Here is a 25,770-nt window from a genome sequence, read left to right as displayed (position 1 = left end):
CGCTTTCTGGTAGAGGGCGCCTCTTCGCGGTGCCCGTGCTGTCAGGCCGGCTCGGCCGTGTCCGCGAGTTCCGCGAGCAGGCGGTCGTGCCAGGTCAGCTCCGTCTCCAGCCGCATCAGGGTGTAGTCGAAGGCGATGGCCTCCAGCCTGGTCAGGTATGGCTGGGCTTCGACGCGCAAGGTGCGCCAGAAGTGGAGTTGCGTGGCGTAGGCATCGCGGCGCTGCTGGATGGCCGTGTGCAGTTCGCCGGGGCCGATCGCGCCGCCGTGGAGGAGCACCACCTGGATCGGATCCGGCCGGAGCCTGGTGTCGGCGAGGATGGATCTGATCAGCGAGACCAACTCGGTGCGGCCTTTGTCGGTGATGCCGTACACGGTGCGGGCAGGGAGGTTGCCTTCCTGTTCGGTGCGGACCACCTCGACGCTGCCTTCGTCCGCCATCCGGCGCAGCGCGCCGTACAACGATCCGGGCTTGATGTCCGCCCACAGCTCCACCCGGTCCATCTGCGCGGCGGCCCGGATCTTGTGCCCGTGCATGGGGCCGCCGTCGGCCAGGGCGCCGAGAATGAATAGGCGTGTTGCTCGCATATGAGTACTCAAACACGAGCACCATCTGACGGTCAAGAGAGAGTACTCAAATATGAGTGCTCGGAGTGACTGTGAGGCTAGGGCTGCCTACGCTGAGCCGCATGCGATGACTCTCGCGCTGACGACTGGGCGGTGAGTGATCGAACTCATGTTCGTGGCGCGGAAGAACCTGTCCAGCGGGCGGATTAGAGTCGTGCCATGCCGTCGCTCGAATCGAAATGGGAGACTCAGGCATCGGTCCGGGCCGCCCAGCTCGGCGATCGCGCAAGCTTCGCCGAGTTGTTCGAGCAGCACTATGCCGGGATGCTGGCCGTCGCCTATCGGATCCTCGGCTACGGGCCCGACGCCGAGGACGCCTGCCAGGACGCGGCGATCACGGCGTTCGGCCGGATCGGCGAACTGCGCGACCTCGCCGCGGTGCGACCCTGGCTGCACGCGATCGTCCGCAACAACTGCCGCACGATGCTGAGTACACGAAGGCCCATCCCGGTCGGTGTGGCCGGAATGGATCTCCTCGCCCCGGAGCTGGACGACCCGGCCGCGTACGTCGAGCGCAGTGCCCAGCGCGACTGGATCTGGCACGGCCTCCAGCAGCTCTCGCCGGCCGCGCGGACCGTCGCGCTGCTGCGCTACTTCACGGTTCAGAACTCCTACGAGCAGATCGCGATGTTGTGCGGGATCCCGGTCGGCACCGTGCGCAGCCGGTTGAGCGAAGCGCGGCGGCAGCTCGCCGTCGTCCTGCCCCGGGTGCGGGACGAGCGGCACGACAGCGCCGCGGCCCTGGTCGCTGAACGCCGCGATGAGGCGACGACGATCCTGTCCGCGATCGTGAACGGCGTGCCGCTGGGCCAGGTGAGCGGACGCTGGGCCGACGATGTGACCATCTGGTGGCCCAGCGGCGCGCGGCTGACCGGACTGGCGTCGCTGTTCGCCGTGATGCGACGCGACTACGACGCGGGCGTGCTCGCCCGGCTGACCGGGCTGGTCGCCGGGCGTGGCATCACCGTGTGGGAGAACGTCTTCGTCAACCCGCCGGAAGACCCCGACCACTGCCCGCCCGGCGGTACCTTCCTGCTGCGGGAGAACAAGGGGCTGGTGAGCGAGGTGCGCCTGCTCCACGCGCCGCGCCCGGCCTGTCCGGAAATCGGTGGTCCGCCGGATCGAACTTTCGCCCGCCGCCCCAAGTCCTGAGGGTATGACGACACTTTCCATCCATGATCTGGAACCGCAGCTCGCCGCCAACCGGCGGTTCTGGTGCGGCTGGGCCGGTGACCGGCCCGACACCGATCTGACCCTCTACCGCACCGACGTCGATCACGTGCTCTTCAATGGAGTGCTGCGAGTATGCGACCAACCGCTCGACCAGGCGGTCGAGAAGGCGAAGAAGCACCTGGCCGGCACCCGGTGGAGCTGGTGGGTGAGCGCGGACAGCGACGAGGGCACCGCCGACGGCCTGGTCGCTCGCGGCGGCGAGCTGATCAGCGACATGCCGGTCATGGCGATCGACGTGACGACCGTTCGCGACGCCCGGATGCCGGAGGGGCTGACCATCCGGCCCGCGGCCGGCGACTCCGAGGTGCACGATTACGTGTACGCCTACGCCGGCCCCCTCGGCCTCGAGGGTGACCTCGACCTGGTGGTCGACCGGGAACTGAGGTTCAGCTACCCGAACGTCATCCGCCTCGCCGGCATCGTCGACGGCGAGACCGTCGGCACCTGCACCGTCTCGCTCGGAACCGCCGACGTGGGCGCCCTGTACTGCATCGCCACCGACCCGGCGTACCGCCGGCGTGGGATCGCGACCGCACTGACCCGGGAGGCGCTCCGGATCGTCCGCGAGTCGGGCCGGCGCGTCGCGACTCTCCAGGCGAGCAGCGAAGGGGAACCGGTGTACCGGAACATCGGCTTCGAGACGGTGACGCGCTACCGCCTGTTCACCTTCTCCGAGTGAGCACCCGCACACGCTCGACGACGGCCCCGCGACCTCCGGCGGCTACTCGGCGTAGGGCTGGTCCTTTCCCTGGGCGCTGTATCCGAGGCTCCAGATGTAGCCGTCCGGGTCGGCGAAGGTGCCGCCGTAGCCGCCCCACGGCAGAGCGCCGGCGGGCTTGAGGATCGTGGCGCCGGCCTTCTCGGCCTCGGCGAGGATCTCGTCGACCCGCGCCTCACTGCGGACGACGTAGGTGAGGACGAGCCCGCTGAAGCCGCTGCCTTCCGGGCTCGTTCCCACCTGACCGGCCAGGCCCTCGCGGCCGTAGAAGCCGACGGGCGAGGCTCCGTCCGACTCGAAGAACACCGAGATGCCGTAGTCGTTCTGGATCTTCCAGCCGAGCCCTTCGGTGTAGAAGCGCTTGGCCCGGTCCATGTCGCGGACAGCGAGAAGAATCGAGCTGACGTGTGCTTTCATGCCTTGTCTCCTTGGTGCATAAGGGATCGTGCACATGCGGCTCAGGCTACGAAGGCCCCCTGATCCGGCGCTTCTCCATTCCTGACCGGTTCGGTCATCTCGCAGCGCTGTGGCGTCATCGCGATGGCTTGTTGAGATGATTCGATCGTGGATGTGAGGACGCGGGCGGACGGGGTGCCGGCCGGGGGAGTGGTGGCCGGCCGCGGGTCGGGTCGGTCCACGGGATGGGCCATGCGGCCTGCGGAGCCGGGGGATGTCGAGGTGATCGCGGAGCTGCGGGCCATGGTGATGCGTCCTGATCTGGAGCGGCTGGGCCGGTTCGACGAGCACCGGGTGCGGCAGCGGCTGCGGGATGCCTTCACCCCGCAGTACACCTCGGTCGTCTCGGCCGATGGCCTTTTCGCGGGGTGTGTCACATTGCGACCGGCCGAGGACGGATGGTGGCTGGAGCACTTCTATCTCGCGCCGCACCTCCAGGGCAGGGGGCTCGGTTCGGCCGTCCTGCGCGGCCTGTTGAGCCGCACCGACGCCGACGGCGTGCCCGTCCGTCTGCAGGTTCTGCAGGGCAGCGCCGCCCGCCGGCTGTACGAGCGCCACGGGTTCACCGTGGAGACGCAGGACCCGATCGACGTCTACATGGTCCGGTCACCGGGAGCGGACGCCGCCGTCTGAAGCGCTGGGCATGCCGACATGGGTCGGTCGAATCGCTGAGCGGCGGGAGAGGATGGCTTCGAGGAGGGGGAGGGCCTGGTTGGTTCGGCGGGCGCGGATGAGCAGGTCCCACAGGGGTTCGAACTTCTTCCATCCCGCGGCGTAGGCCAGGTGCCTGGCCTGGCCGCGGAGGGTCGGCTTGACGCTCGCGCCCTTCCAGATCGATTTCCACCGGTAGAAGTCGCGGTACGCCCGCCAGTAGCCCTCCTCCAGTTCGGCGGGGGTCATCCGGGCCGGCTGGAAGACGGTGTGCCGGGTGTCGTAGCGATCCCAGTCGCTGTGCAGCAGGCGTCCCTGGGCGGCCATCCGCTCGTACAGGCGGGTGCCGGGGTACGGGGTCATGATGTGGAAGGTCGCGGTCTCCACGCCCTGGCCGACGGCCCATTCGACGGTGCGCTCGAACACCGAGGCGTCGTCGGAGTCCATGCCGAACACGAAACTGGCGTTCACCATGACCCCGAGGTCGCGCAGGCGCCGCACCACCGCGTCGTAGTCGCGGTCGATGTTCTGCCACTTGCGCTGGGCGGCCAGGTTGCCGGCGTTGACCGTCTCGAAGCCGACGAACAGGCTGCGCAGCCCCGACTCGACGGCCTTCTCCAGCAGGTCGGGGGCCAGGACGGACTTGACGGTGCCTGCGGCCTGCCACAGTCTGCCCATTCCGCGCATGCCGTCGAACAGCGCCGAGGCGAACCTGGCGTTGCCGAACAGGTGGTCGTCGAGGAAGTACAGGTGCCGTCCGGGCAGCCGGTCGATCTCGGACAGCGCGGCGTCGACGGTCTGGGTGTAGAAGGACTTGCCGCCCTCGAAGAACGCCTCCTTGTAGCAGAAGTCGCACACGTGGGGGCATCCTCGGGACACCACGATCGAGTTGGGCACCAGGTAGCGGCCTCGCCTGATGAGGTCGCGCCGGACGGGCGGCAGGGCGGCGAGCGTCCGTTCCCGGGAGTCGTAGCGGGCGAGCGGCCGTCCGGCCCGGTAGTCGGCCAGGAACCGCGGCCAGGTGTCCTCGCCCGGCCCTGTGAAGATCGTGTCGGCGTGTTCGGCGGCCTCGGCGGGCAGCGAGGTGACGTGCAGGCCGCCGAGGCAGACGTGGGCGCCGCGGGCCCGGTAGTGGTCGGCCAGTTCGTAGGATCGCCTGGCCGAGGTGATGTAGACCTGGATGACGACCAGGTCGGGCTCGTCGTCGGTGCGGACCTTCTCCACGTGCTCGTCGACGAGGGTGACCTCGTCCTCGTTCCCGAGGTAACCCGCCAGGGTGGCCAGGCCGAGCGGGGGGAACAGCGAGTATTTGACCGGGCGGAACAGCGGACTGGTCGCCTCCGTGAGCGCAGGGAGGATCATCTTCACGCGCATGCGGCCAAGCATGAACGGACGGCATGGCGACCGGGTGGGGCCTTTGTCGAGATCCTGTGGAGATCTGCGTCCGGCCTGATCGGTTCATGGCGGCCTTCGTCCCGCCGTCTCCCGTAGGTTTTCGGTCAAGCGCCTTCTGTGGGTTGTGGCTCCGCCGCACGGTCGGGGCCGGGGCCGTACACGGGGTGGAGGTCCGGGCGTTTGGCGGTGCGGCCGTCGCCCGAGGAGCGGCCGCGCAGGCGGCGGACCAGCCACGGGCCGAGGAAGCCGGCGGCCCAGGTCAGTTCGGTGTGGGCGCGGCGCCAGGCCGGCGGGAGAGGCAACGGGGGGAGCGGGGCGGTCCAGGAGGAGTCGCTGCCGGGCAGGGCCAGCGCCTCGGCCACCGCCGCCGCGATGAGCGCGTGCCCCAGCGGGCCGGCGTGCAGACGGTCGGGGCTCCACAGCCGGGGGTCGGTGGTCACCGGGTGGGGGAAGGTGTCCACCACCAGGGCGCCGTGGCGGCGGGCCGCGTCGCGGACGCGCTGGTTGAAGTCCACGACCCGGGGGCGCAGGTGCCGGGTCAGCGGGGAGATCGCGGCGACGTCGGGGAAGGTGAAGGTGACCACGCGGGCGCCGGAGGCGGTGAAGGCGGCCAGCATCGCCTCCACGTCGGCGGCGACGGCGGAGGCGTCGCACCCGGGCCGCACCAGGTCGTTCATCCCTGCCATGACGGTCACCAGGTCGGGTTCCAGCGCGAGGGCGGCGCCGGTCTGCTCGGCGCGGATCCGCGCGGCGAGCCGGCCGCGGACCGCCAGGTTGGCGTAGCGGAACTCCGGCTCCTGCGCGGCCAGCAGTTCGGCCAGCCGGTCGGCCCAGCCGCGGTAGCCGGTCCGCTCGTCGCCGTCGTTGAGGCCCTCGGTCTGGCTGTCGCCGACCGCGACGTATCTCAGGTACCTCATCAGTCCACTTTCATCGTCAGAAACGGAACGCGGGTGGGATGCCGGGAAAGGCGGGTCAGGTGGCGGGGGCCGAGCGCCGCTCCAGCACGGCCATGGCCCACCGGCACCACTGCGCGTTCTCGCGCTCGAAGGCGAGGCCGCGTGTCAGCGTCAGGTAGGGGCCGATGCGCTCGGCGTGGGCGAGGAACTCCTCCTCGTCGCGGCCGTCGAGCAGCCGGGCGCGGAGCCGTTCGAATCGGGCGATCTTGGCCTCGGCCCAGGCCATGCGCTCTTCGATGGCGGTGCGCACGGCGCCGGTCTCGCCGGCGTCCACGGCCTGCACCTTGACCATCAGCTCGTCGCGGATCGCGCCGGGGCGCGGCGGCGCGGCGGTGAACTCGCGCAGCACCCGGCGCCCGGCCTCGGTGAGGGAGAACAGCCGCTTGTTGGGGCGGCGTTCCTGCTGGACGACGCGTGCTCGCACCAGGCCCTCGACCTGCATCCTGTCCAGTTCCCGGTACAGCTGCTGCGGGGTGGCCATCCAGAAGTTGGCCACGGACGCGTCGAACCCTTTGGCCAGGTCGTACCCGGACGCTTCGCCTTCGAGAAGCGCGGCCATCACCGCGTGGCGCAACGACATGGCATCACGATAACGCGCAGTTGATTACTTGTCCCGTTTCATAGTCAATTAATTGTGTACATGGATGCACGTGGCGGTCGAGGTCGATCAACAGCCGAGGGTGGGAGCGCCGAAGGCGACCGGCGTGCGCGTCCGGTGACGTTCCGGTCGCACCATGCCATGACGAAAAGTGTCGGGGCCGTCGATTAGTGTCGGCGGGTGGCCGCCAAGGGGGAACGGACGGTGCCGGTGGAACTGCTGCCCCGGCTGCGGTTGGCGCGCGACCACATCGACCGTCACTACCAGTCCAAGCTCGACCTCGACCGGCTCGCGGCCGTCGCCGGCATCTCCAAGTTCTACTTCGTCCGCTGCTTCGAGTCGGCCTACGGTGAGACGCCCAACCGTTACGTCCTGCGCCGCCGGCTGGAGCGGGCGCAAGATCTGCTGCGCTTCGCCAACCTCACGGTGACCGAGATCTGCATGGCCGTGGGCTTCACCAGCCTCGGCTCGTTCTCCTCCAAGTTCACCCAGGTGGTCGGCGAGAGCCCGAGCGCCTACCGCGACCGGTGGGCCGCCCACGGGGCCCCGACGGTCCCTGGGTGCTACCTGTTCATGTCCGGAGCGCTCGATCCGGCCGGCACCGTGGCCCCGCGCGAGCAAGATCGCGATTTGTGCAATATTGGAGAAGTCCCTGGTGAGGGGCAGGGAGTAACTTTCTCGGCATGATTACGAACGTCAATCTCGTCACCGTCTACTGCCTCGACCAGGACCAGGCCCGCGACTTCTACGTGGACGTCCTCGGCTTCGCCGCCAATGCCGACGTCACCATGGGCGACGACTTCCGCTGGGTCACCGTCATCCACCCCGACCACCCCGAACTGCAGGTCACGCTCATGAAGCCCGGCCCCCCGCTCGACACCGAGGCCGCCGACTTCGTCCGCCGCCAGCTCGAGAAGGGGCAGATGGGCGGCCTCGGCCTGCGGGTCGACGACTGCCGCAAGACCTTCGAGGAGCTCACCGCCAAGGGCGTGACCTTCCTCCAGGAGCCGTCCGAGCGCCCGTACGGCGTGGAGGCCGTCATGCGCGACAACTCCGGCAACTGGCTGGTGCTCGTCGAGCCGAAGGAGTACGCGCAGAACACCGGCGGCTGAGCCGGGCAGGAGGTCATTATGGCTCGGTGACCACTCCCGAGAGCACCGCCGGGAAGGCCGAGGCGCCTTCCGCCGACGTCGGCACGCCGTTCGGTCTGTTCGACGGCTTCGAGGCCTACCGCACTCCGACCGAGCAGGATCATCGCGACCTGCTCACGACCGGCTTGGTGGTGCCGGACACCAATGTCCTGCTCAACCTGTACCGGTACAACGACCGCACCCGGCACGATCTGCTGGACGTGCTGCGCGGCCTGGGGAAGACCCTGTGGGTGCCCCGGCAGGTCGTGGTGGAGTTCTGGCGCAACCGCGAGGCCGTGCTGGCGGACCCGCGCGAGTCCGCCAAGACCACGGAGGACCTGGAGCAGAGGCGGGAGGGCGCTCTTCGCGTCCTGCGCGGCTGGGCCGGGCGGGTCGATCTGCCGCACGAGCGCTGCGCGGAACTCATCGACGGGCTCTCGCGGGCGTTCGGCACGGTGATCGCCGCGGTGGGGGAACTGGACGACGCCGAGGCCGCCGCGTTCGTCGGCAACACCAGCGACGACTGGGTGCTCAGCGCTCTGGAGGAGATCCTGCGCGGCCGTGTGGGCGCCCCGTTGGGCGAGGATGAGCACGCCGAGGCGCTGGCCGAGGCCCGGCGGCGCGGGCAGGCGAGGATCCCGCCGGGGTACATGGACGCGGCCAAGGACCCCGAGGCGGCGGCCGGCGACTACCTGATCTGGGTCCAGACGCTCCGCGAGGCGCGACGCCGGCGCGTGGACGTGCTTCTGGTCACCGGCGACCTGAAAGAGGACTGGTGGCGGCGGGAGGGCGGCGAGCCGCGGGGTCCCCGGTACGAACTCGCCGAGGAGATGGCGGCCGTCGCCGGTGTCGGGCTGTTCATGCTGAGGCCGGACGATCTGCTGAGGCGGGCCCGGTCGATCCTGCGCGTCGCGGTGCGGGAGGAGTCGGTCGAGAACGTCGAGAGGGTCGGCCGCTCGCTCGCCGAGGCGGCGGAGGAGGACCGGTACCCGGGCGCGGACGTCCCTGCGCCTCCGCTCCCTCTGACAGGCGGGCTGGACGACCAGGCGGACCTGGTCGACTGAGCGGCGGTCCGTCGCCTCCCGGGGGGACCTCCGGGAGGCGACGGCCGGGCCGGAGCCGGTCAGACGGTGGCGCAGGGAACGCCGTTGACCAGGAATCGCGTGGGGACCGGGGGATGTCCGTTGTGAGTGGCGTTGAATCCCATCAGCACCGAGCCGCCCGGTGGTATGACCTTGTTCCACGGCAGGTTCGTCGCGGTGATCCGGGAGCCGGTCTGGGCCCAGATCGCCGAATGGGCCGTGGTCAGGGTCAGGTCGGGCGCCGCGTACTCGATGGTCAGCGTCCAGCCGTCGATCGGCGTGGCGCCCGTGTTCTTGATCGACAGCCAGGCGCTGAGCCCGGTGTTCCACACGGTGGCCGCGTAGGTCACGGCGCACGACAGACTCGGCGTCGGGGTGGGCGTCGGCGTCGGTGTGGGGGTGGGCTTCGGGGTGGGCGTGGGCGTGGGGGTCGGAGCTGGGAGGCCCGGACGGGCGGTGGCCACGATCGGGACCGAAGGCGCGCTGAGGTTGCCCGCCGCGTCCCGGGCGACCACCACATAGGTGTAGCGCGTCCCGGTCACCAGGCCGCCCTCGGTGAAGATCAGGTAGGACGAGGGGTTGACCGTCCCGGCCTTGAGGTACCCGGTCGCGGTCTCGCGGTACACGTCGTAGGCGGTGACCGCGACGTTGTCGGTCGAGGGGTCGAAGCAGAACGCCACGCCGGGGAAGTCGGCCAGGCAACCTTCTCGCAGCCCGGTCGGCCGGGACGGCGGCACGACGTCGCCGGTGGGCGTCGGGCTCGGCGAGGGCCCCGGGCTGGGCGTCATGCCGGTGCTCGCCCCGACGGTGATCAGACTGGAGGGCGGGCTGATGTTGCCCGCCGCGTCCTTGGCCACGACGTACAGGGTGTACGCGCGGCCGAGGACCCCGGAGAACCCGCCCACCGTGCCGGTCGTGCTGCTCGCCCGCACGAAACCGCCGGTCTCCAGCCGGTAGATGTCGTAGCCGGTGACTCCCTGGTCGTCGGTCGAGGCGGTCCAGCACACCGCGACGTACCCGGTGGTGGCGCTCGGCACCGGGCAGTTGACCAGCCCGGTCGGCCGGGACGGCGGCGTGGTGTCGGCCGCGCGTGCCGTGAGGGCGCCGGCCGCGCTCTCGGCGGAGGTGGCGGCCGCGCGTTCGGCGGACGTCCTGGTGAAGGCGGCGGCCTGTACCGCGGGGGTGGCCGCCAGGACGGCGGTGAGGAATACGGCGGCGAGGGCGGCGCACAAGGGCGGTGTGCGGAATCTCATCGTTCCCCTGTCGGTCAAGGACGGCCCGTGGGTGTCAGCACCGAGCGTGAGGCGGCTTCGGCGGGGCGTAAAGGGCCGGACCGGTCGCGGCGGCGGACGCGCTGGTCGCGGGTGAACGGTTCACCGGTGCGGCCCTGCTAGGAGAGCGGTTTCACCGGTGTGGCCGTGCGCGGGGAAGGGGTCACCGGTTCGGCCGCGCGCTGGAGGGAGGGGTGGTGGAGTGGGCGCGGGCGAGGGTGAGGAGGGTGTCGACGGGCCACTGGTCGTAGGCGTGGTCGCCGTACTTGGCGGCCAGGACGCGGCCCTCGCCGTCGATCAGGAGGTCGGCGGGCAGGCCCAGGTTTCCGCCGGACGGGACGAGGGAGGGAGCGGGGCGGCGCCGGAGCAGGACGGGGCCGAGGTCGCGCAGCACCCCCCGGATGATCGCCCACAGCGCGCGGGGGTGCAGGAGCGAACGCGGCGCGGCCTCGACGCCGAACTCGGCGTAGAGCCGCTTTCCCGGGTCGGGGACGACGGCGAAGGGAAGGTCGGCCACGTGGGGGCGGAGGTCCTCGGCTGAGGAGTGGAACACGACGACCTCGCGGATCCCCGCGGCGAGGATCTCGTCGTGCCGTGCGACCACCGAGCGCAGATGGAGATTGCACACCGGGCAGCCGGCGAAGCGGCGGAACTGCAGGTGGGTGAGCCGTCCGGCGTCCGGGACGGCGACCGGTCCGCCGGTGACCGTGGCCAGGCGGCGCCCGGTGATCGACATGCCGGGCGTGACGCGCCGGGGGTTCGCGGGTCGGGACATGGTGCACCTTCTCAGAAGCGGGATGCGGGCCCGAGGGCCCTTGAGGTGGCCGAGTAGCCGTTGGGGGGCGAGGCGAGCGCCGAGGGGAAGGCCGGGGATCGTAGGAGTGCGGTGTACGCCTACGACGCTATGAGCGTATGTTGTACGCTGTCAAGCCGTGCCCCGACCCCGTTCGCTGACCCAGGACGACCTGGCCGCCGCCGCTCTGGCGGTGATCGACCGGGACGGCCTCGCGGCGCTCTCCATGCGCGCGGTCGCCGTGCACCTCGGCATGGGCACGATGTCGCTGTACCGCTACGTCGCCGACCGCGAGCAGTTGGAGGGGCTGGTGGTCGAGCTCGTGCTGTCCGGCGTGGACGTCCGGCCGCCGCACGGCTCGTGGACGCGGCAGCTGACCGCCCTGGTGGAACGGGTGCGCGCGGCCGTCCGCGCCCACCCCGAGGTCGTGCCGCTGACCCTGACCCACCGCCACACCTCCCTCGCCGTGCTGCGCTGGTCGGAGGCGGTGCTCGCCGTGCTCGCCGGCGCCGGGTTCACCGGCCGCCACCGCGTCGTCGCCCTGCGCGCCCTGCTCGGCTACCTGATCGGCTCCATCCAGATGGAGCACCTCGGGCCGCTGTCCGGCGCCGGCACCGCGCGGATGGCCGGGTTGCCGCGCGAGGAGTTCCCCCTGCTGGCGGAGACGGCCGTCGAGGGACGCCGCGTCCCGGTCGCCGAGGAGTTCGGCGAGGGGCTGGCGGTCATGCTGGCCGGTCTCCGCGCGATGGCTCGCGGGGAGGAGTGAGCCGGCGGAACCGCCCGCCGGCCGCGCGGGCGCCGCACTGGACGCCCGCCCGATGCGGGACGGCCGCGTGACGGAGACCGGCACCATGAGGAACCGCTGCTCATGCGGGGCGCGTACCCTGGTCCGCGGGCCCCCCGGCTGGGCTGACGTGCGTGCCGGGCGGTGAATCGTCTGGTCCGCGGGCCGCCCGGCTGGGCTGACGCACCGGGCGGTAAATCGATTGCCCGCCGCGCGCGGGCCCGGTTACCGTCGAAAGTCGCTTTCAACCCGATCGGACCGTGGTCATGCTCTGGCGCGCCCTTGCCCGCCGCTTTCCGGTGTTCGAGATCCGCGACTTCCGGCTGCTGCTCGCCGATCGCTTCCTCGCGCCGGCCGCCGTGGCGTTCTCGCTGGTGGGCGTCTCGTTCGCCGTGCTGGACCTCACCGGGTCCACCGCCGACCTGGCGTACGTGCTCGCGGCCCAGATCGCGCCGTCGCTGGTCTTCACGCTGATCAGCGGGGTGATCGCCGACCGCGTCCCGCCACAGCGGGTCATCGTCGCGGCCAATGTCATGATCGCGGTGGCCGAAGGACTGCTCGGCATCCTGGTGCTCACCGGCCAGGTCCGGCTCTGGCACATGATCGTGCTGGAGTCCCTGACCGGCGTGGGGCTGGCCGTCTTCTACCCCGCCTCGCAGGCACTGCTTCCCAAAATCGTGCCCGATGGGGTTCTCCAGCAGGCGAACGCCGTGAGCAGGCTGGCGATGAACTTCGCCCAGATGGGCGGCGCGGCGGTCGCGGGCGTGGTCGTCGCGGTCGCCGGGCCCGGGTGGGCGCTCGCCGTCTGCGGCGTCGGGCTGCTCGGGACGATCCCCATGCTGCTCTCCATCCGGGCGACCGGGCACGGGCGCGCGGGGGGCGGCAGCATGATCGGCGACCTGCGGGACGGCTGGTCGGAGTTCGTCTCGCACACCTGGCTGTGGGCCATCGTGGTGCAGTTCTGCGTCGTCCTCATGGCCTGGTACGGCGGCTTCATGGTGCTCGGCCCCGCCGTGGCCAAGGCCGAGATGGGCGGTCCGGCCGCGTGGGGGCTGATCAACTCGGCCGAGGCGCTCGGCCTGATCCTCGGCGGCGTGGTGTCCCTGCGCTACACCCCGCGGCGTCCCATCCTGGCGGTGGCCATCATCGGCGCGTCGATAGCCGTCGCCCCGCTGTCGCTGGCCATGCACTGGCCGCTGCCCGTGGTGTGCGTGGCCGCGGGGCTCCTCGGCCTCGGCATGGAGGTCATGATGGTGCAGTGGAGCGTCGCCCTGGCCCGCAGGATCCCGACCGAGCGGCTGGCCCGTGTCTCGGCCTACGACGCGCTGGGCTCGGTCATGGCGATGCCGCTCGGCGCGCTGCTCGCCGGGCCGATCGCCGAGCACATCGGGCTGTCGCCCACGCAGTACGGCGCCGCGGCGCTGATCGTCGTGGCCTCGGCGCTCACCCTGCTCTCGCGCCAGGTGCGCACCATGCGCGCCTCCGAGGGGATCGCGGCGGAGGATCTGGCGGCCGCTCCCGCCTCCACCGCGCCGTGATGGCCGGCCGCTCCCGCCTTCACCACCCCGTGGCGGTCGGCCGTCCTTGCTCCCTCTGACCTGCGGCCACGGCCGCTCGGCGCTCTCCGTGGTGACGCGCGTCTCGAAATCCCTCCTAGCCATCGGGAATCATGTGTTGTCGTATATAGTTAGCGAAGGTAATGACCTATGCTAACGAACACCCCAAAGACGGAGCGCCAGTTGGACCTGCGCAGCGACGCCGGACTGGCGTCCGCGCTACGCGTGTCACTGGCGCGGCTGACCAGGCGGCTCCGGCGTCAGGGCGGAGCCCACAAGCTGACCCCCACGCAGGCCGCGACGCTCGCCGCCGTAGAACGACACTCAGGGATCACCCCTGGCGAATTGGCCGAGCTCGAAAAGATGCAACCCCCTTCGATGACCCGGGTGATCGCCGCGCTGGAGGAGCGGGGCCTGGTCGCCCGGGCTCCGCGGCAGACCGACCGGCGGCAGGTGACCGTCAGCGTGACCGAGGCCGGGCGAGGGCTGCTCAAGCAGGAGCGCCGGGGCAAGGAGGCGTGGCTCGCCCAGCGGCTGATGGAGCTGACGCCGGAGGAACGGGCGGCTCTGCGGGCCGCGGCGCCGATCTTGGAGAAGCTCTCGCAGATGTGATCGAACCCAAGGCCGCGGACGACGGGTCCGCCGACCCTCTGGAACCCGGCACGCCGGCCGCGGCGCCCGATCGCCTCGCGGCCGGCCTCCGGGCGAAGGTCGTGCGCCGGTCGGGAGCGGTACGCCGGTCGAAAGCCGGCTCCCGGGCGGAGGCCGTACGCCGCTCGGAGCTCGCCGAGGTCCAGGCCGAGGAGACCCGCGGCGCCGAGACCGTGCCGCGGACCGGCGGCGGCATGTTCCGCTCGCTGCGCAACCACAACTACCGGCTGTTCGTCTCCGGCAGCGTCGTGTCCAACGTCGGCACCTGGATGCAGCGCACCGCCCAGGACTGGCTGGTGCTGGAACTGGCCCACGGCAGTTCGGCCGCGCTCGGCGTGACGACCGCCCTGCAGTTCCTGCCGGTGGTCCTGTTCGGACTGTGGGGCGGCATGCTGGCCGACCGCTACCCCAAGCGCCCGTTGCTCATGGTCGCCCAGTCCCTGCTGGGGTTGCTGGCGCTGACGATGGGCGTGCTGACCATCACCGGGCACGCCCAGGTGTGGCACGTGTACGTGATGGCCTTCATGCTCGGCTGCGTCTCGTGCGTCGAGGTCCCGACGCGCCAGTCGTTCGTGGTGGAGATGGTCGGCCGCCAGGACCTGTCCAACGCGATCGCGCTGAACAGCTCCACCTTCAACCTCGCCCGGGTCGTCGGGCCCGCGATCGCCGGCGTGCTGATCTACGCGCTGGGCGGGACGGGGCCGATCTTCCTGGTGAACGCGGCGTCCTTCGCCGCGGTGATCACCGGCCTGGTGATGATGCGCGGCTCGGAGCTGCGCACCCCCGAACCGCTCGCCCGGGCCAAGGGGCAGTTGCGCGAGGGACTGCTGCACGTCTGGGGCCGGCCGGAGCTGCTGATGCCGATCCTGCTGGTGGCGTTCGTGGCGATGTTCGCGACGAGCTTCTCCATGAGCATCGCGCTGATGTCCAAGCAGGTGTTCGGCCAGGACGCCTCCTCCTTCGGCGTGGCCTCCAGCGTGTTCGCGGTCGGCGCCCTCGGCGGGGCGCTGCTCGCCGCCCGGCGGGCCCGGCCGAGCCGCCGCCTGCTGATCGGCGGCGCCGTGTGCTTCGGTGTCGCCCAGATCGCCGCGGGCCTCGCGCCGGCCTACCCGGTGTTCCTGCTCCTGCTCATGCCGGCGGGCATGGCGATGATCACGACGAACACCGCCGCCAACTCCTCGGTCCAGCTCGCGGCCTCACCGGAGATGCGCGGCCGGGTCATGGGAATCTATGTCCTGGTGTTCACCGGTGGCGCCCCCATCGGCGCACCGCTGATCGGCTGGGTCGGCGAGCTCGCCGGGCCCCGCCTCGGAGTGGTGATCTGCGGAGTGATGTGCCTGCTGGGCGTCGGTCTGGCGATGCTGCTCACCCGGTTCGCCGAGGGAAGGACGCGCGATGCGGCTGTTCGTGGCGTTGTCGCCGCCCCCGGAGGCGCTCGCTGAGGTCGCCGCGGCCGTCGAGCCTCACCGGGACGGCTGGCCCGAGCTGCGCTGGGTCGCGCCGGAGCTGTGGCACATCACGATGAGCTTCCTCGGCGAGGTCTCCGGGGAGGTGGTGCCCGAGCTGTCGGCGCGGCTGGCGCGGGCCGCCGGACGCCACCCGGCGATGAGGCTGTCGTTCGGGGCCGCGGGCGCGTTCTCCTCCCCGGCGCGGGCGAAGGTCGTGTGGCTGGGCGTGCACGGCGGCGGCCCCGGCCTGTCGCGCCTGGCCGCCTCGCTGGCCGCCGGCGCCCGGCGCGCCGGGGCCGGGCCGCCCGACGACAAGCCCTTCCGCCCTCATCTCACCCTGGCCCGGGCCCGTCCGCGCACGGGCGCCGACGTCCGTCCGCTGGTCGAGGCGCTCGCCTCCTTCGCCGGGACGCCGTGGCGCGCCGACGCCGTCCATCTCATGCGCAGCCACCAGGGGCCGTCGGTGCGCTACGAGCCCCTCGGGGCCTGGCCACTCACCGGACGCGGCTAGGCTCCAAGGCGTGGACCGTCCCCGTCGCTGGCTGCTGCCCACCGTGCTCGCGCTTCTCGTGGTCATCGTGGTGATCGGCGCGCTGCTGTCCTAGCGGGCACCGGTCCGGGGCCTGCGGTCCTCCGCCTCGGTGGGCGGTACGGCGAGAGTCCTCGGTGGGGGAACGGCGACAGGCCCCCGGCGCGCGGCGCCGGAGGCCCGTGATGGTGAGCGGCGCCGTGGCGCGCTCCCCGATGGTCACCAGGCGTAGGCCTCGGGGGCCGGGCCGCCGGGGCCGGGGAAGATCTCGTCGAGGGTGGCGAGCGCCTTGTCGTCCAGTTCGATCTCCAGCGCGCGCAGGCTGCCGTCGAGCTGCTCGGCCGTCCGCGGCCCGATGATCGGCCCGGTGACGGCCTGCTGCAGCAGCAGCCAGGCCAGCGCCACGTCGGCCGGCTGCTCGCCCAGCTCGTCGCAGAACGCCTCGTACCGCTCGATCTTGTCGCGGTGCTTCTCGAGCGCGGCGGTGACCTGCTCGGAGGCGGAGCGGCCCTTGTCGATCTTGCGGAGGATGCCGCCCAGCAGGCCGCCGGCGAGCGGGCTCCACGGGATCACCCCGAGTCCGTACTCGTCGCAGGCGGGGAGCACCTCCAGCTCGACGGTCCGGGTGAGCAGGTTGTAGTGCGACTGCTCGGAGACCAGACCGGTGAAGTGGCGCCGCTTGGCGGCCTCCTGCGCCTGGGTGATGTGCCACCCGGCGAAGTTGGACGACCCGACGTAGACGATCTTGCCCTGCTGGCGCAGGACCTCCATGGCCTCCCAGATCTCGTCGATCGGGGTGTTCCGGTCGACGTGGTGCATCTGGTAGAGGTCGATGTAGTCGGTCTGGAGCCGCTTGAGCGAGGCGTCACAGGCCCGCCGGATGTTGAGCGCGGACAGCTTGCCGTCGTTGGGCCAGTCGCCCATGGCGCCGTTCAGCTTGGTGGCGATGACGGTCTTCTCGCGACGGCCGCCGCCCTGGGCGAACCAGCGTCCGATGATCTGCTCGGTTACGCCCTCGCCCTTCTTCCAGCCGTAGACGTTGGCCGTGTCGAAGAAGTTGATCCCCAGCTCGTGCGCCCTGTCCATGATGGCGAACGAGTCCTCTTCCGAGGTGACCGGCCCGAAGTTCATGGTGCCGAGGCAGAGTCGGCTCACGGACAGTCCGGCGCGTCCAAGGTGTACGTATTCCATATCACTCACCCTAAACACCTGGAGTGCACTCCAGCCCAGCCCCGTGCCCCGTGACGTGCTCGGGCCCGTGCCCTGTGCCCGTGCCCTGTGCCCGTGCCCTGTGCCCGTGCCCTGTGCCCGTGCCCTGTGCCCGTGCCCTGTGCCCGTGCCCTGTGCCGTGCTCGGGCCTAGACGGTGTCCCGACCAGACCTATCCCAACTCAGTACCGAACCGCGCGGTCGCTGCGGCGCGCCGGTGGGAACCGCGGGGCATGATGTGCCAATGGGGAGCAGCAGACGGGTGGCCGCGGTGGTTCCGGTCCTGGCGGCGTTCGGGATGTCGGTGGCGGGGCCGTTCGCGGCGTCCGCCGCCGCCACCACCGGCACCACCTCCACCTCCACCGCCACCGACACCGCGGAGCACGGCGCCGCGCGGCCGCGCGGCACGGGGGGCGACCGGCCGGAGGACGGCAGGCCGCGCCTGCTGTTCCGCTTCAAGGACCCGCGCATCGGCGAGTCCAGCGGCCTCGCGGTCTCCCCGACGCACAAGAACGTGGTCTACACCCACAACGACAGCGGGGCCGGGCCGCAGTTCTACGCCGTCGGGACCGACGGCCGCACGCTGGCGACGTTCACCGTCGCCGGCGCCGCGGCCCGCGACTGGGAGGCCATGGCCGCCTCCGTGGACCCGGCGACCGGGCGCAGCGTGCTGTGGTTCGCCGACATCGGCGACAACCTCAACGGCGGCTGGCCCGACTACTCGATCTACAAGGTCGAGGAGCCCAAGGTGCTGCGGGACGCCACCCTGCCGGCGACCCGCTACCGCTTCCGGTACAAGGACGGCAACCGCAACGCCGAGGGCATCATGGTCCACCCCACCACGGGCCGGCTGTACGTCGTGAGCAAGGAGTTCGCCGGCTCGGTGTACGCCGCGCCGGCCAAGCTGCGCACTGACAGGGTGAACATCCTGCGCCGGGTCGCACCGGCGCCGATCATGGCGACCGACGCCGCCTACGCGCCCGACGGGTCGAGCTTCGTGATCCGCACCTACTTCTCGGCGTCGGTCTACCGCGCGCCCGGCGATCTGATCACCCGCGTCTCCATGCCGTCGTTGCAGCAGGCCGAGTCGATCGCCTACACCAGGGACGGTAAGTCGCTGCTCACCGGCACCGAGGGGGCCGGCAGCCCGGTGTACCAGGTGCCGCTCCCGGCGGCGGCCCTGCCGGGCAGGGCAGCGGGCGGGCCCGCGCGCACGGCGTCGCCCCGGGCGAGCGTCACGCCGTCCGAGGCGGCGACCGCGCCCGACGTCGCCGCCTCCCACGCGGCGGCGAGCGACGGCGACGACGGGGGAGTGCCCACGGAGCTCATCGTCCTGTGGCTCGGCGTCGCCCTGGGCGCCACCGGCATCATCGCGGTCATCGCCCGCCGCGTCGGCTGAACCCCGCCGCGTCGGGCCGAACCCGCCGCGTCGGCTGAAGTCGCAACGTCGGGAGAACTCGCAACGTCGGGAGAACTCGCCGCGTCGGGAGAACTCGCCGCGGCCCGCGCGGGCCGCACCCGCCGCGCGGGCCCGTGCCCTGGGGCCGCCCGCCGGGGCCGGTGCACGCGGTCCCGGAGGGCGCCCCCGGCTCTCGCGCCGGGATCAGCCGCTACGCGTCCATGGAGCCGTCGCGGAGCGGCGCCGGCTCACCGCGCCGGGCGCGGGAGGATCGAGTCGGCGCCGATGGGCCCGGGAACGGGGCTGACGGGCTCGGGACGCGACGGGCGCCCGTGGTGAGTGTGCCAGGGCCGGGCGACGGGGGTGCGGTACAGCGGCAGGCCCCAGGCGTCGCACGCCCGGTGCAGGAGCCGGCCCTTCGGGCACGGCGGGCTGCAGGTCACCTCCACCGAGTCCAGGAAGTTGCCCAGATTCGGGGTGCCTTCGGCCGACGACACCGCCTCGACGGAGAACCGCGTGAGCTTCTGGCCCTTGGGGACGCGGTAGATGCCGGTGTGGTGGCCCCACGAGTCGCCGCCGTCGGCGATGTCGGTGCCGGTCTGCCCCAGCGGGATCTGGGCCGTCGTGCCGCCCGGCGTGCCGATCCTGACGCGGATGACGTCCTTCTGGTCGGGACCGGCGCTGCGCGCGCGGTGCGCCAGCCGCCAGACCAGGACGGTCTTCGGGGTGGTGGCGATGTCCTGGTAGAGGCTGGACGCCTGCGCGCCGTTGATCGCGGCGAAACCGGTGCCGGAGTCGGCGGGGACCTCGCTGCCGGTGGCCTGCGCGTTGCCGGGCCCCCAGACCTCGATGGTCCGGTCGGTGGAGGTGGTCCGCCAGTTCGGGATGTCGGTTCGCATGTTGCCGGCGCCGCGCAGGCCGGTGGGCTCCTCGAACCCTCCGTTGCTGATCACGCAGGCGGGGGCGGGCGCCGGCGGGGTGGCCGGGAGCGCCGCGGGCGCGGAGGGGGACGACTGCGCCGATGCGGAGGAGATCCCCAGGGCGGGGACGGTGAGGAGCGCCGTGGCGCCGGCAAGGAGGACACGCTGTGGCAGGGACGCCAGAGCATGGGCTGAATTCATGAACTTCCCCTCGATCCGATGACATGCCCCGGGAGGTCGGGGCCGGAGGGCACGCCGGAACATCAGTGCGGATCACGCCGGCGTGCCTGTCGTGGTATGCCCTGCGGAAACACCGAACCGAGGGGAGGGGAAGACTCTTGGGCCGCGGCGCCCCAGGGTTTTACCTGGACGATCTTGTTTGTCCCGAGGTGTCCATGCGGGCGACGAACGGCTCGCCGCGCAGGGCGTGCTCGACCAGCTCGATCGAGGCGGCCAGGCTCACGAGCCGAGGGCCTTCGCGGCGGTAGGCCGCAAGGACGGCCTCGACGGCGTGCGGAGGCAGGTACTCCTTCAGCTCGACCGCCGCGCGCCGGTAGCCGGTGCGCGCGGCCTCCACCGTGGCGTTCACGTGGTGCGACGCCATGCGGGCCAGCGCCACGGGGTGGCGGCGCAGCACGCCGTAGGCCCGGTAGTCCGGGGGGACCGCGTCGAGCAGCCACGCCACGGCCGAGGTCTCCCAGTCGGGGCTCCCCGGCGGGCGGACCTCGGGCGGCCATCCCGGTGGTAGGTACACGCCAGAAAGTGTATCGAATGTCTGTTCGAGAGTCTGCTGGCCGTTATGCCGCTTTTCCTGGACCTTCCCGAACCTTTGCCCGCGTCATGTCCGGAGGCCGGCCCCGGCCGGACGCCGGTCGTCTGGCGCGGCCTGCGCGAACAGAGCAAAATATCCGCTTGTGAGCGAGCGAATCGGAATCATCGGTGCGGGCATCCTCGGGCTGGCGGTGGCCCGTGAGCTTGCCGCGCGCGGTGCCACGGTGACGGTCCTGGACAAGGAGGACCGCGTCGCCGCTCACCAGACCGGCCGCAACAGCGGCGTCGTGCACGCCGGCATCTACTACACGCCCGGCTCGCTCAAGGCCAGGCTCTGCCGCGAGGGCGCCGCGCTGCTGCGGGAGTACTGCGCCGAGCACCACATCCCCTACGAGGAGATCGGCAAGCTGGTCATCGCCGCCACCGCGGCCGAGCGCGCGGGCCTGCGGCGCATCGCCGCCCGCGCCAGGGAGAACGGCGTGCCGGACGTCGCCGAACTGGACGCCCTCGGACTGCGCGAGATCGAGCCGCACGCGGTGGGCGTCGGCGCCGTCCACTCCCCGCGCACCGCCATCGTCGACTTCCCCGCCGTCGCCCGTCGCCTGGCCGAGGACGTCGCCGCGAGCGGCGGCAGCGTGCGCCTGGGGCGGCCGGTGCGGGCGCTGCGCGAGACCGCGAGCGGCGTGGAGGTGCTGGCGGGCCGGACGCGGCTGGTCTTCGACCGGTTGATCGCCTGCGCGGGCCTGCAGTCCGACGCCGTCGCCGCGATGGGGGGATACGCCGGAGACGTGCGCATCGTGCCCTTCCGCGGGGAGTACTACAAGCTCGCCGGCACCGCCAAAGGCCTGGTCCGCGGGCTGGTGTACCCGGTGCCCGACCCGCGCTACCCCTTCCTCGGCGTGCACCTGACCCGCCGCATCGACGGCGAGGTGCTCGTCGGGCCGAACGCCGTGCTCGCGCTCGCCCGCGAAGGCTACTCCTGGCGGCAGGTGTCGCCCGGCGACCTGCGCGACATCCTCACCTGGCCGGGCACCCGGCGGATGGCCGCCCGGCACTGGAGGACCGGCCTGGCCGAGGTCTACGGCTCGCTCGCCAAGCGGGCGTTCCTCACCGCCGCGCGCCGCTACGTGCCCGTCCTCGCGCCGCACGACCTGGTGCGGACCACCGGCGGGGTGCGCGCCCAGGCCGTCGGCCGGGACGGGAGCCTGCTGGACGACTTCGTCGTGGACGTCCACGGCCGAGTGATCCTCGTGCGCAACGCCCCCTCGCCGGCCGCCACGTCCAGCCTGGCCATCGCCCGGCACATCGTTTCTTTCATCTCGGCTTAATCCGGGCAGGCCACTATAGGAAGGTGAGCGAATCGCCTGAAGCCCGCCTGCTGGTCGTCGAGGACGATCCGAACATCCTGGAGCTGCTGTCCGCCAGCCTGCGCTTCGCCGGGTTCTCGGTGACCCCGGCCGGCAACGGCGCCGAGGCGGTGGAGGCGGCGCAGCGCCGCCGGCCGGACCTCATCGTGCTGGACGTCATGCTGCCCGACATGGACGGCTTCGACGTCGTGCGGCGCCTGCGGGGCGGCGGGGCGCACACTCCGGTCGTCTTCCTCACCGCGCGGGACGCCACCGAGGACAAGATCAGAGGGCTCACCCTCGGCGGCGACGACTATGTGACCAAGCCGTTCAGCCTGGAGGAGGTGGTCGCGCGCATCCGGGCGGTGCTGCGCCGCACCGCCGGCGACCCGGCCGCGCCGCCGCCCCGGATGACCTTCGCCGACATCGAGCTGGACGAGGAGAGCCACGAGGTGTGGCGGCAGGGCACGGTCGTCCCGCTCTCGCCCACCGAGTTCAAGCTGCTGCGCTACTTCATGGCCAACGCCGGACGGGTGCTGTCCAAGGCGCAGATCCTCGACCACGTGTGGGACTACGACTTCCGCGGCGACGCCGGCATCGTCGAGTCGTACGTCTCCGTGCTGCGCAGGAAGATCGACAACACCACCCCCCGGCTCATCCACACCTTGCGCGGCGTCGGGTACGTCCTGCGCACCCCGCCCCCATGACCGCGCCCGCCTCCCCTCCGCCGGCCTCCTCACCGCCCGCGTCTCCTCCGCCCGCCTCTCCTCCGCCCGTCTCCTCGCCGCCCCTCTCGCGGGCCGTCCGCGGCGGCGGGGCGGTGGCGTCCGCGCTCGCCCGGCGGCGGGCGGTCGTCGCGTCCCTGTTCGCCCGGACCCCGCTACGCATCAAGCTGATCGCCACCATGCTGGCGCTCGTCGCCATCGCGCTCGCCGGCATCGGCGCGGGCAGCGTGTCGGTGCTGCGCGGCTACCTCGTCGACCGGGTCGACCAGCAGCTCGCCACCTTCGTCCAGGACGTCGCCCACCGCCTGCAACGCGGGCCCGGCCTCGGCAGTCGCGTGCCCCCCGACGGATTGATCCAGCTCCGCGACGGCGAAGGGCGGGTCGTCGCCACCCTCGCCGGACTGGAGGCCGAGCACCGGCCCGGGCCGGTGCTGCCCGACCTCGCCGCCTCGGCGTGGCGCCCGCAGACCGTCCCCGCCGAGTCGGGCGGAGGCGAGTGGCGGCTGCGCGCCGCCTCGGTGGCGGGCGTGGGCAGCGTGGTCGTGGCCATCGACATGTCCTCGGTCGCCCAGATCACCGCCCGCCTCGCGCTCACCGAACTGCTGGGCGGCGGCCTGGTCATGGTCGTCCTGGCCGTCCTCGGCGTGGTCATCGTCCGCAGGAGCCTGCGGCCGCTGGTGGAGATGGAGCACACCGCCGCCGCCATCGCCGCCGGGGACCTGGCCCGCCGCGTGCCCGACCGCGACCCGCGCACCGAGGTCGGCAGCCTGGCCGCCTCACTCAACGGCATGCTCGCCCAGATCGAGGCCGCGTTCCACGCGCGGGAGATCTCCGAGGCGGCGGCCCGCACCTCCGAGGAGCGCATGCGCCGCTTCGTCGCCGACGCCTCGCACGAACTGCGCACGCCGCTCACCTCCATCCGCGGCTTCGCCGAGTTCTACCGGCAGAATCCCGCCGGCGACCCGGCCCGCCTCATGCGCCGGGTGGAGGACGCCGCCGCCCGCATGGGCGTCCTGGTCGAGGACCTGCTGCTGCTCGCGCGCCTCGACCAGCAGCGGCCGCTCACCATGAGCCCGGTCGACCTGCTCGCCCTGGCCGCCGACGCGGTGCAGGAGGCCCGCATCCTCGCCGCCGACCGCGAGCTGGTGCTGGAGGTGGCCGGTGACGTCGCCCCGATCGTCTCCGGCGACGAGGTGCGGCTGCGCCAGATCATCGGGAACCTCGTGGGCAACGCCCTCACCCACACCCCCGCCGGCACGCCGATCACCGTGCGCGCGGGGACGGACGGCGCCGCCGCGTTCCTGGAGGTCGCCGACAAAGGCCCCGGCTTGGCCCCCGAACAGGCCGAACGCGTCTTCGAACGCTTCTACCGCGCCGACCCCGCCAGAACCCGTACCCCCCTCCCACCCGGCCCCCGGGAAGACACGCCCGCCGGCTCACCGGACGGCGCCGGGTCTCCGGACGGCGCCGGGTCTCCGGACGGTGCCGGGTCTCCGGACGGTGCCGGGTCTTCGGACGGTGCCGGGTCTTCGGACGGTGCCGGGTCTTCGGACGGTGCCGGGTCTTCGGACGGCGAGGGCGCGGCGGGTTCCCGCGCGGCCGGCAACGGCGCGTCGCACGGTAGTGCGACCGCGGGTGGCAGCGGCCTCGGCCTCGCGATCGTCGCCGGCCTCGTCGCGGCGCACGGCGGCACCGTGGCCCTGCGCACGGCCCCCGGCGCCGGCGCCACCTTCCGCGTGACCCTCCCCCTCGCCCCCGACGTCCTGCCCCCATCCCTGTAGTGCCCCGCACCGGATGCTTTCCCACCCCTGGCCCCCGACGTCCTGCCCCGTCCCTGTAGTGCCCCGCACCGGACGCTTTCCCACCCCTGGCCATGTGCTGAGGGTGATCGGCGCCGGGTCGGCGGGTCGTGGTACGGCGATGCCGGCGCCGGTTACGGCGCCCGAGCCGGTGAACGTTCCTGGACGGCGCATCAGGGGCTCCCGCGGTCTTCGCCGGGGCCGCCGTTCAGGGCGCCGATGGGTGGCGGGCGGGGCGGGTGTCGGCGGGCGTCCGGTTCCGGACCGATCATTGATCGGCGGGGCGATCGTTATCTACGCTCGCGAAATGAGCATCCCCACCGAACCCATTGGCAGTATTCCCCGGCCCTCCGCCCTGCTGACCGCGATGGCGGACCACGCGGCGGGCCGCTTAGGAGATGACGACCTGGCTGCGGCGCAGGATGCGGCCGTCGCCGACACCCTCGCGAGGCTGGAGAGCATCGGCAGCCCCGTCCTGGTCGACGGCGAGCAGTCCAAGCCGAGCTTCGCCACCTACCCGATCGCCGGGCTGGACGGCCTGGCCGCGGACGGGGCGGTCATCCCGTTCGCCGACGGCCACACCCGGCAGCTTCCCCGCCTGACGACCGGGCCGTTCCGCTACGGCGAGCGCGCCGCGACCTACCTGCGGGCCGCGCGCCGCCACACCGCCCTGCCGGTCAAGCAGGCGGTCATCGCCCCATCGGCGCTCAGCCTGCTCTACCCGGCCGACGGCATCGCCGGCTATCCGCGCAAGGCCTTCGTCGACGACCTGGTCGCCGCGGCCGAGGCCGACATCCGGGGCTGCCTGGACGCCGGAGCGCACGTGGTGCAGCTCGACTTCACCGAAGGGCGGCTGTCGCTCAAGCTTGACCCGAGCGGGGGGCTGCTGGAGCAGTTCGTGGCCCTCAACAACCAGGTGCTCGAGCGCTTCACCGACGACGAGCGCGCCCGCATCGGCGTGCACACCTGTCCCGGAGGCGACCAGGACTCCACCCACAGCGCGGACGTCGACTACGCCGCTCTGCTGCCCACGTTGTTCACCCTGCGGGCCGGCAACTTCTACGTCGAGCTCGCCGGCGAGGCCGACCCGGGGCGGGTGCTGGACCTCATCGCCGCGCACCTCCCCGCGCAGGCCCGGATCTTCGTCGGCGTTACCGACCCCATCGACCCGGCCGTCGAGACCCCGGAACAGGTGCGCGACCGGGTGCTGGAGGCCGCGCGGCGGCTGCCCGCCGAACGGCTCGGCACCTGCGACGACTGCGGGTTCGCGCCGTTCGCCGACGACACCTCCACCTCGCGCGACACCGCGTTCGCCAAGATCGCGGCCCGGGTCGAGGGCACCGCCCTGGCAGCGGAGGCCCTGGGCGTCTGAACCACCCGGCCAGGGGGCCCGTCGCGATCGCGGCGGGCCCCTGGGCACCGGGTCGGCGGCCTTTCACGGCCAAGCCCGGCGTCGAGCGGGTCAGGGGGGTTGCTGGTGGGCTGTCCGTCGCACGTGCGCCCGGTCGGGCACCGTAGTCGGCGCCGGCATCGCCGTACCACGACCCGCCGAACCGGCGCCGATCACCTCCAGCACACACCGGGGTGGAGTGCCGTGCCCGGTGGACGGGTGCCGGTTACTTCCGGCACGCACCGGGGTGGAGTGCCGTGCCCGGTGGACGGGTGCCGGTTACTTCCGGCACGCACCGGGGTGGAGTGCCGTGCCCGGTGGACGGGTGCCGGTTA

Annotated in this window: 26 protein-coding genes; 16 read left to right on the top strand and 10 right to left on the bottom strand. The window is 72.3% G+C overall.

The genetic code is table 11. The annotated features are described in order from the left end of the window. Positions 1–41 precede the first annotated feature (41 nt). Complete coding sequence (locus ABZU32_RS33140; RefSeq protein ID WP_354845430.1) at positions 42–587, bottom strand: PadR family transcriptional regulator; 546 nt, start codon at positions 585–587, stop codon at positions 42–44. A 198-nt stretch (positions 588–785) separates the two neighbouring features. Between ABZU32_RS33140 and ABZU32_RS33135 the strand changes: the two genes are divergently transcribed. Next, on the top strand, positions 786–1,778 hold the full coding sequence (locus ABZU32_RS33135; RefSeq protein WP_354928508.1) for an RNA polymerase sigma factor: 993 nt from the start codon (positions 786–788) through the stop codon (positions 1,776–1,778). Positions 1,779–1,782: 4 nt separating this feature from the next. After that, positions 1,783–2,538 carry a GNAT family N-acetyltransferase gene (locus tag ABZU32_RS33130; protein ID WP_354928505.1) on the top strand — a complete coding sequence of 252 codons (756 nt, stop codon included), beginning with the start codon at positions 1,783–1,785 and terminating at the stop codon, positions 2,536–2,538. Positions 2,539–2,580: 42 nt separating this feature from the next. On the opposite strand, the gene ABZU32_RS33125 is transcribed toward ABZU32_RS33130, so the two are convergent. Continuing rightward, positions 2,581–2,994: a VOC family protein gene (locus ABZU32_RS33125; RefSeq protein ID WP_354845437.1), complete on the bottom strand. Its 414-nt coding sequence runs from the start codon at positions 2,992–2,994 to the stop codon at positions 2,581–2,583. 231 nt (positions 2,995–3,225) lie between these two features. On the opposite strand from ABZU32_RS33125, the gene ABZU32_RS33120 reads away from it, so the two are divergent. Continuing rightward, on the top strand, positions 3,226–3,666 hold the full coding sequence (locus tag ABZU32_RS33120; protein ID WP_354928502.1) for a GNAT family N-acetyltransferase: 441 nt from the start codon (positions 3,226–3,228) through the stop codon (positions 3,664–3,666). On the opposite strand, the gene ABZU32_RS33115 is transcribed toward ABZU32_RS33120, so the two are convergent. The 3 genes from ABZU32_RS33115 to ABZU32_RS33105 form a co-directional block, all read right to left on the bottom strand. Then, entirely contained in the window at positions 3,640–5,058 is a 1,419-nt protein-coding gene (locus ABZU32_RS33115; protein ID WP_354928499.1) for a radical SAM protein, read from the bottom strand. The genes ABZU32_RS33120 and ABZU32_RS33115 overlap by 27 nt on opposite strands. A 125-nt stretch (positions 5,059–5,183) precedes the next feature. Then, positions 5,184–5,996: an SGNH/GDSL hydrolase family protein gene (locus ABZU32_RS33110; protein ID WP_354928496.1), complete on the bottom strand. Its 813-nt coding sequence runs from the start codon at positions 5,994–5,996 to the stop codon at positions 5,184–5,186. Positions 5,997–6,051: 55 nt separating this feature from the next. Continuing rightward, positions 6,052–6,615: a PadR family transcriptional regulator gene (locus ABZU32_RS33105; protein ID WP_354928493.1), complete on the bottom strand. Its 564-nt coding sequence runs from the start codon at positions 6,613–6,615 to the stop codon at positions 6,052–6,054. Positions 6,616–6,813: 198 nt separating this feature from the next. Between ABZU32_RS33105 and ABZU32_RS33100 the strand changes: the two genes are divergently transcribed. The 3 genes from ABZU32_RS33100 to ABZU32_RS33090 are packed head-to-tail and all read left to right on the top strand — an operon-like array spanning position 6,814 to position 8,827. Beyond that, positions 6,814–7,320, top strand: coding sequence for an AraC family transcriptional regulator (locus tag ABZU32_RS33100; RefSeq protein WP_354928490.1), 507 nt, complete (start codon positions 6,814–6,816; stop codon positions 7,318–7,320). After that, positions 7,317–7,745 (top strand): VOC family protein, encoded by a 429-nt coding sequence (locus ABZU32_RS33095; RefSeq protein WP_354845454.1) that lies wholly within the window; start codon positions 7,317–7,319, stop codon positions 7,743–7,745. The genes ABZU32_RS33100 and ABZU32_RS33095 overlap by 4 nt, the downstream gene beginning before the upstream one ends. Before the next feature lie 26 nt (positions 7,746–7,771). Continuing rightward, positions 7,772–8,827 carry a PIN-like domain-containing protein gene (locus tag ABZU32_RS33090; RefSeq protein ID WP_354928486.1) on the top strand — a complete coding sequence of 352 codons (1,056 nt, stop codon included), beginning with the start codon at positions 7,772–7,774 and terminating at the stop codon, positions 8,825–8,827. A gap of 59 nt (positions 8,828–8,886) precedes the next feature. On the opposite strand, the gene ABZU32_RS33085 is transcribed toward ABZU32_RS33090, so the two are convergent. Continuing rightward, entirely contained in the window at positions 8,887–10,098 is a 1,212-nt protein-coding gene (locus tag ABZU32_RS33085; RefSeq protein ID WP_354928483.1) for a cellulose binding domain-containing protein, read from the bottom strand. A 181-nt stretch (positions 10,099–10,279) separates the two neighbouring features. Continuing rightward, positions 10,280–10,891, bottom strand: a complete 612-nt coding sequence (locus tag ABZU32_RS33080) for a peroxiredoxin-like family protein (protein WP_354928480.1) — start codon at positions 10,889–10,891, stop codon at positions 10,280–10,282. A gap of 157 nt (positions 10,892–11,048) precedes the next feature. Between ABZU32_RS33080 and ABZU32_RS33075 the strand changes: the two genes are divergently transcribed. The 5 genes from ABZU32_RS33075 (at position 11,049) to thpR (ending at position 15,859) form a co-directional block, all read left to right on the top strand. Next, complete coding sequence (locus tag ABZU32_RS33075) at positions 11,049–11,675, top strand: TetR/AcrR family transcriptional regulator C-terminal domain-containing protein (protein WP_354928477.1); 627 nt, start codon at positions 11,049–11,051, stop codon at positions 11,673–11,675. A gap of 284 nt (positions 11,676–11,959) precedes the next feature. Beyond that, positions 11,960–13,231, top strand: a complete 1,272-nt coding sequence (locus tag ABZU32_RS33070; protein ID WP_354928605.1) for an MFS transporter — start codon at positions 11,960–11,962, stop codon at positions 13,229–13,231. Between the two features lie 168 nt (positions 13,232–13,399). After that, a complete protein-coding gene (locus tag ABZU32_RS33065; RefSeq protein WP_354928474.1) occupies positions 13,400–13,861 on the top strand; it encodes a MarR family transcriptional regulator in 462 nt (153 codons plus the stop codon). Beyond that, positions 13,858–15,342, top strand: a complete 1,485-nt coding sequence (locus tag ABZU32_RS33060) for an MFS transporter (RefSeq protein WP_354928471.1) — start codon at positions 13,858–13,860, stop codon at positions 15,340–15,342. Before ABZU32_RS33065 ends, ABZU32_RS33060 begins: the two co-directional genes overlap by 4 nt. Further along, positions 15,296–15,859, top strand: coding sequence for an RNA 2',3'-cyclic phosphodiesterase (thpR, locus tag ABZU32_RS33055; RefSeq protein ID WP_354928468.1), 564 nt, complete (start codon positions 15,296–15,298; stop codon positions 15,857–15,859). Before ABZU32_RS33060 ends, thpR begins: the two co-directional genes overlap by 47 nt. A gap of 237 nt (positions 15,860–16,096) precedes the next feature. Here the strand turns inward: thpR and ABZU32_RS33050 are convergent, their stop codons facing one another. Next, complete coding sequence (locus ABZU32_RS33050; RefSeq protein ID WP_354928465.1) at positions 16,097–17,068, bottom strand: aldo/keto reductase; 972 nt, start codon at positions 17,066–17,068, stop codon at positions 16,097–16,099. A 261-nt stretch (positions 17,069–17,329) separates the two neighbouring features. Here ABZU32_RS33050 and ABZU32_RS33045 point away from each other — a divergent pair, with 261 nt between their 5' ends. Next, positions 17,330–18,484 carry a hypothetical protein gene (locus tag ABZU32_RS33045; protein WP_354928462.1) on the top strand — a complete coding sequence of 385 codons (1,155 nt, stop codon included), beginning with the start codon at positions 17,330–17,332 and terminating at the stop codon, positions 18,482–18,484. A gap of 248 nt (positions 18,485–18,732) precedes the next feature. On the opposite strand, the gene ABZU32_RS33040 is transcribed toward ABZU32_RS33045, so the two are convergent. Next, positions 18,733–19,605, bottom strand: a complete 873-nt coding sequence (locus tag ABZU32_RS33040; protein WP_354928459.1) for a hypothetical protein — start codon at positions 19,603–19,605, stop codon at positions 18,733–18,735. 160 nt (positions 19,606–19,765) lie between these two features. Further along, the gene (locus ABZU32_RS33035; protein WP_354845485.1) at positions 19,766–20,158 is read right to left on the bottom strand and encodes a hypothetical protein; all 393 of its coding nucleotides are present in this window, start codon (positions 20,156–20,158) and stop codon (positions 19,766–19,768) included. 160 nt (positions 20,159–20,318) lie between these two features. Between ABZU32_RS33035 and lhgO the strand changes: the two genes are divergently transcribed. The 4 genes from lhgO to ABZU32_RS33015 all read left to right on the top strand — a co-directional run bounded on the left by lhgO (position 20,319) and on the right by ABZU32_RS33015 (position 25,417). Beyond that, positions 20,319–21,503, top strand: a complete 1,185-nt coding sequence (lhgO, locus tag ABZU32_RS33030; RefSeq protein WP_354928456.1) for an L-2-hydroxyglutarate oxidase — start codon at positions 20,319–20,321, stop codon at positions 21,501–21,503. Positions 21,504–21,526: 23 nt separating this feature from the next. Further along, positions 21,527–22,228: a response regulator transcription factor gene (locus ABZU32_RS33025; protein ID WP_354928453.1), complete on the top strand. Its 702-nt coding sequence runs from the start codon at positions 21,527–21,529 to the stop codon at positions 22,226–22,228. Continuing rightward, positions 22,225–24,027 (top strand): ATP-binding protein, encoded by a 1,803-nt coding sequence (locus ABZU32_RS33020; protein WP_354928450.1) that lies wholly within the window; start codon positions 22,225–22,227, stop codon positions 24,025–24,027. The genes ABZU32_RS33025 and ABZU32_RS33020 overlap by 4 nt, the downstream gene beginning before the upstream one ends. A gap of 325 nt (positions 24,028–24,352) precedes the next feature. Then, positions 24,353–25,417 carry a cobalamin-independent methionine synthase II family protein gene (locus ABZU32_RS33015; protein ID WP_354928447.1) on the top strand — a complete coding sequence of 355 codons (1,065 nt, stop codon included), beginning with the start codon at positions 24,353–24,355 and terminating at the stop codon, positions 25,415–25,417. Positions 25,418–25,770: the final 353 nt, after the last annotated feature.

Origin of the sequence: Sphaerisporangium sp. NPDC005288 (genome assembly GCF_040607475.1) — a bacterium.
Taxonomy (GTDB): Bacteria; Actinomycetota; Actinomycetes; order Streptosporangiales; family Streptosporangiaceae; genus Sphaerisporangium; species Sphaerisporangium rhizosphaerae.
Note: the sequence above shows the minus strand (reverse complement) of the source record. Positions and strands in the feature narration are given on the sequence as shown.

Coding starts and splice junctions, on each gene's coding strand:
- ABZU32_RS33140 (WP_354845430.1), bottom strand. CDS start 587: ATGCGAGCAACACGCCTATTCATTCTCGGCGCCCTGGCCGACGGCGGC.
- ABZU32_RS33135 (WP_354928508.1), top strand. CDS start 786: ATGCCGTCGCTCGAATCGAAATGGGAGACTCAGGCATCGGTCCGGGCC.
- ABZU32_RS33130 (WP_354928505.1), top strand. CDS start 1,783: ATGACGACACTTTCCATCCATGATCTGGAACCGCAGCTCGCCGCCAAC.
- ABZU32_RS33125 (WP_354845437.1), bottom strand. CDS start 2,994: ATGAAAGCACACGTCAGCTCGATTCTTCTCGCTGTCCGCGACATGGAC.
- ABZU32_RS33120 (WP_354928502.1), top strand. CDS start 3,226: ATGCGGCCTGCGGAGCCGGGGGATGTCGAGGTGATCGCGGAGCTGCGG.
- ABZU32_RS33115 (WP_354928499.1), bottom strand. CDS start 5,058: ATGCGCGTGAAGATGATCCTCCCTGCGCTCACGGAGGCGACCAGTCCG.
- ABZU32_RS33110 (WP_354928496.1), bottom strand. CDS start 5,996: ATGAGGTACCTGAGATACGTCGCGGTCGGCGACAGCCAGACCGAGGGC.
- ABZU32_RS33105 (WP_354928493.1), bottom strand. CDS start 6,615: ATGTCGTTGCGCCACGCGGTGATGGCCGCGCTTCTCGAAGGCGAAGCG.
- ABZU32_RS33095 (WP_354845454.1), top strand. CDS start 7,317: ATGATTACGAACGTCAATCTCGTCACCGTCTACTGCCTCGACCAGGAC.
- ABZU32_RS33085 (WP_354928483.1), bottom strand. CDS start 10,098: ATGAGATTCCGCACACCGCCCTTGTGCGCCGCCCTCGCCGCCGTATTC.
- ABZU32_RS33080 (WP_354928480.1), bottom strand. CDS start 10,891: ATGTCCCGACCCGCGAACCCCCGGCGCGTCACGCCCGGCATGTCGATC.
- ABZU32_RS33070 (WP_354928605.1), top strand. CDS start 11,960: ATGCTCTGGCGCGCCCTTGCCCGCCGCTTTCCGGTGTTCGAGATCCGC.
- ABZU32_RS33065 (WP_354928474.1), top strand. CDS start 13,400: ATGCTAACGAACACCCCAAAGACGGAGCGCCAGTTGGACCTGCGCAGC.
- thpR (WP_354928468.1), top strand. CDS start 15,296: ATGCGGCTGTTCGTGGCGTTGTCGCCGCCCCCGGAGGCGCTCGCTGAG.
- ABZU32_RS33050 (WP_354928465.1), bottom strand. CDS start 17,068: ATGGAATACGTACACCTTGGACGCGCCGGACTGTCCGTGAGCCGACTC.
- ABZU32_RS33045 (WP_354928462.1), top strand. CDS start 17,330: ATGGGGAGCAGCAGACGGGTGGCCGCGGTGGTTCCGGTCCTGGCGGCG.
- ABZU32_RS33040 (WP_354928459.1), bottom strand. CDS start 19,605: ATGAATTCAGCCCATGCTCTGGCGTCCCTGCCACAGCGTGTCCTCCTT.
- ABZU32_RS33020 (WP_354928450.1), top strand. CDS start 22,225: ATGACCGCGCCCGCCTCCCCTCCGCCGGCCTCCTCACCGCCCGCGTCT.
- ABZU32_RS33015 (WP_354928447.1), top strand. CDS start 24,353: ATGAGCATCCCCACCGAACCCATTGGCAGTATTCCCCGGCCCTCCGCC.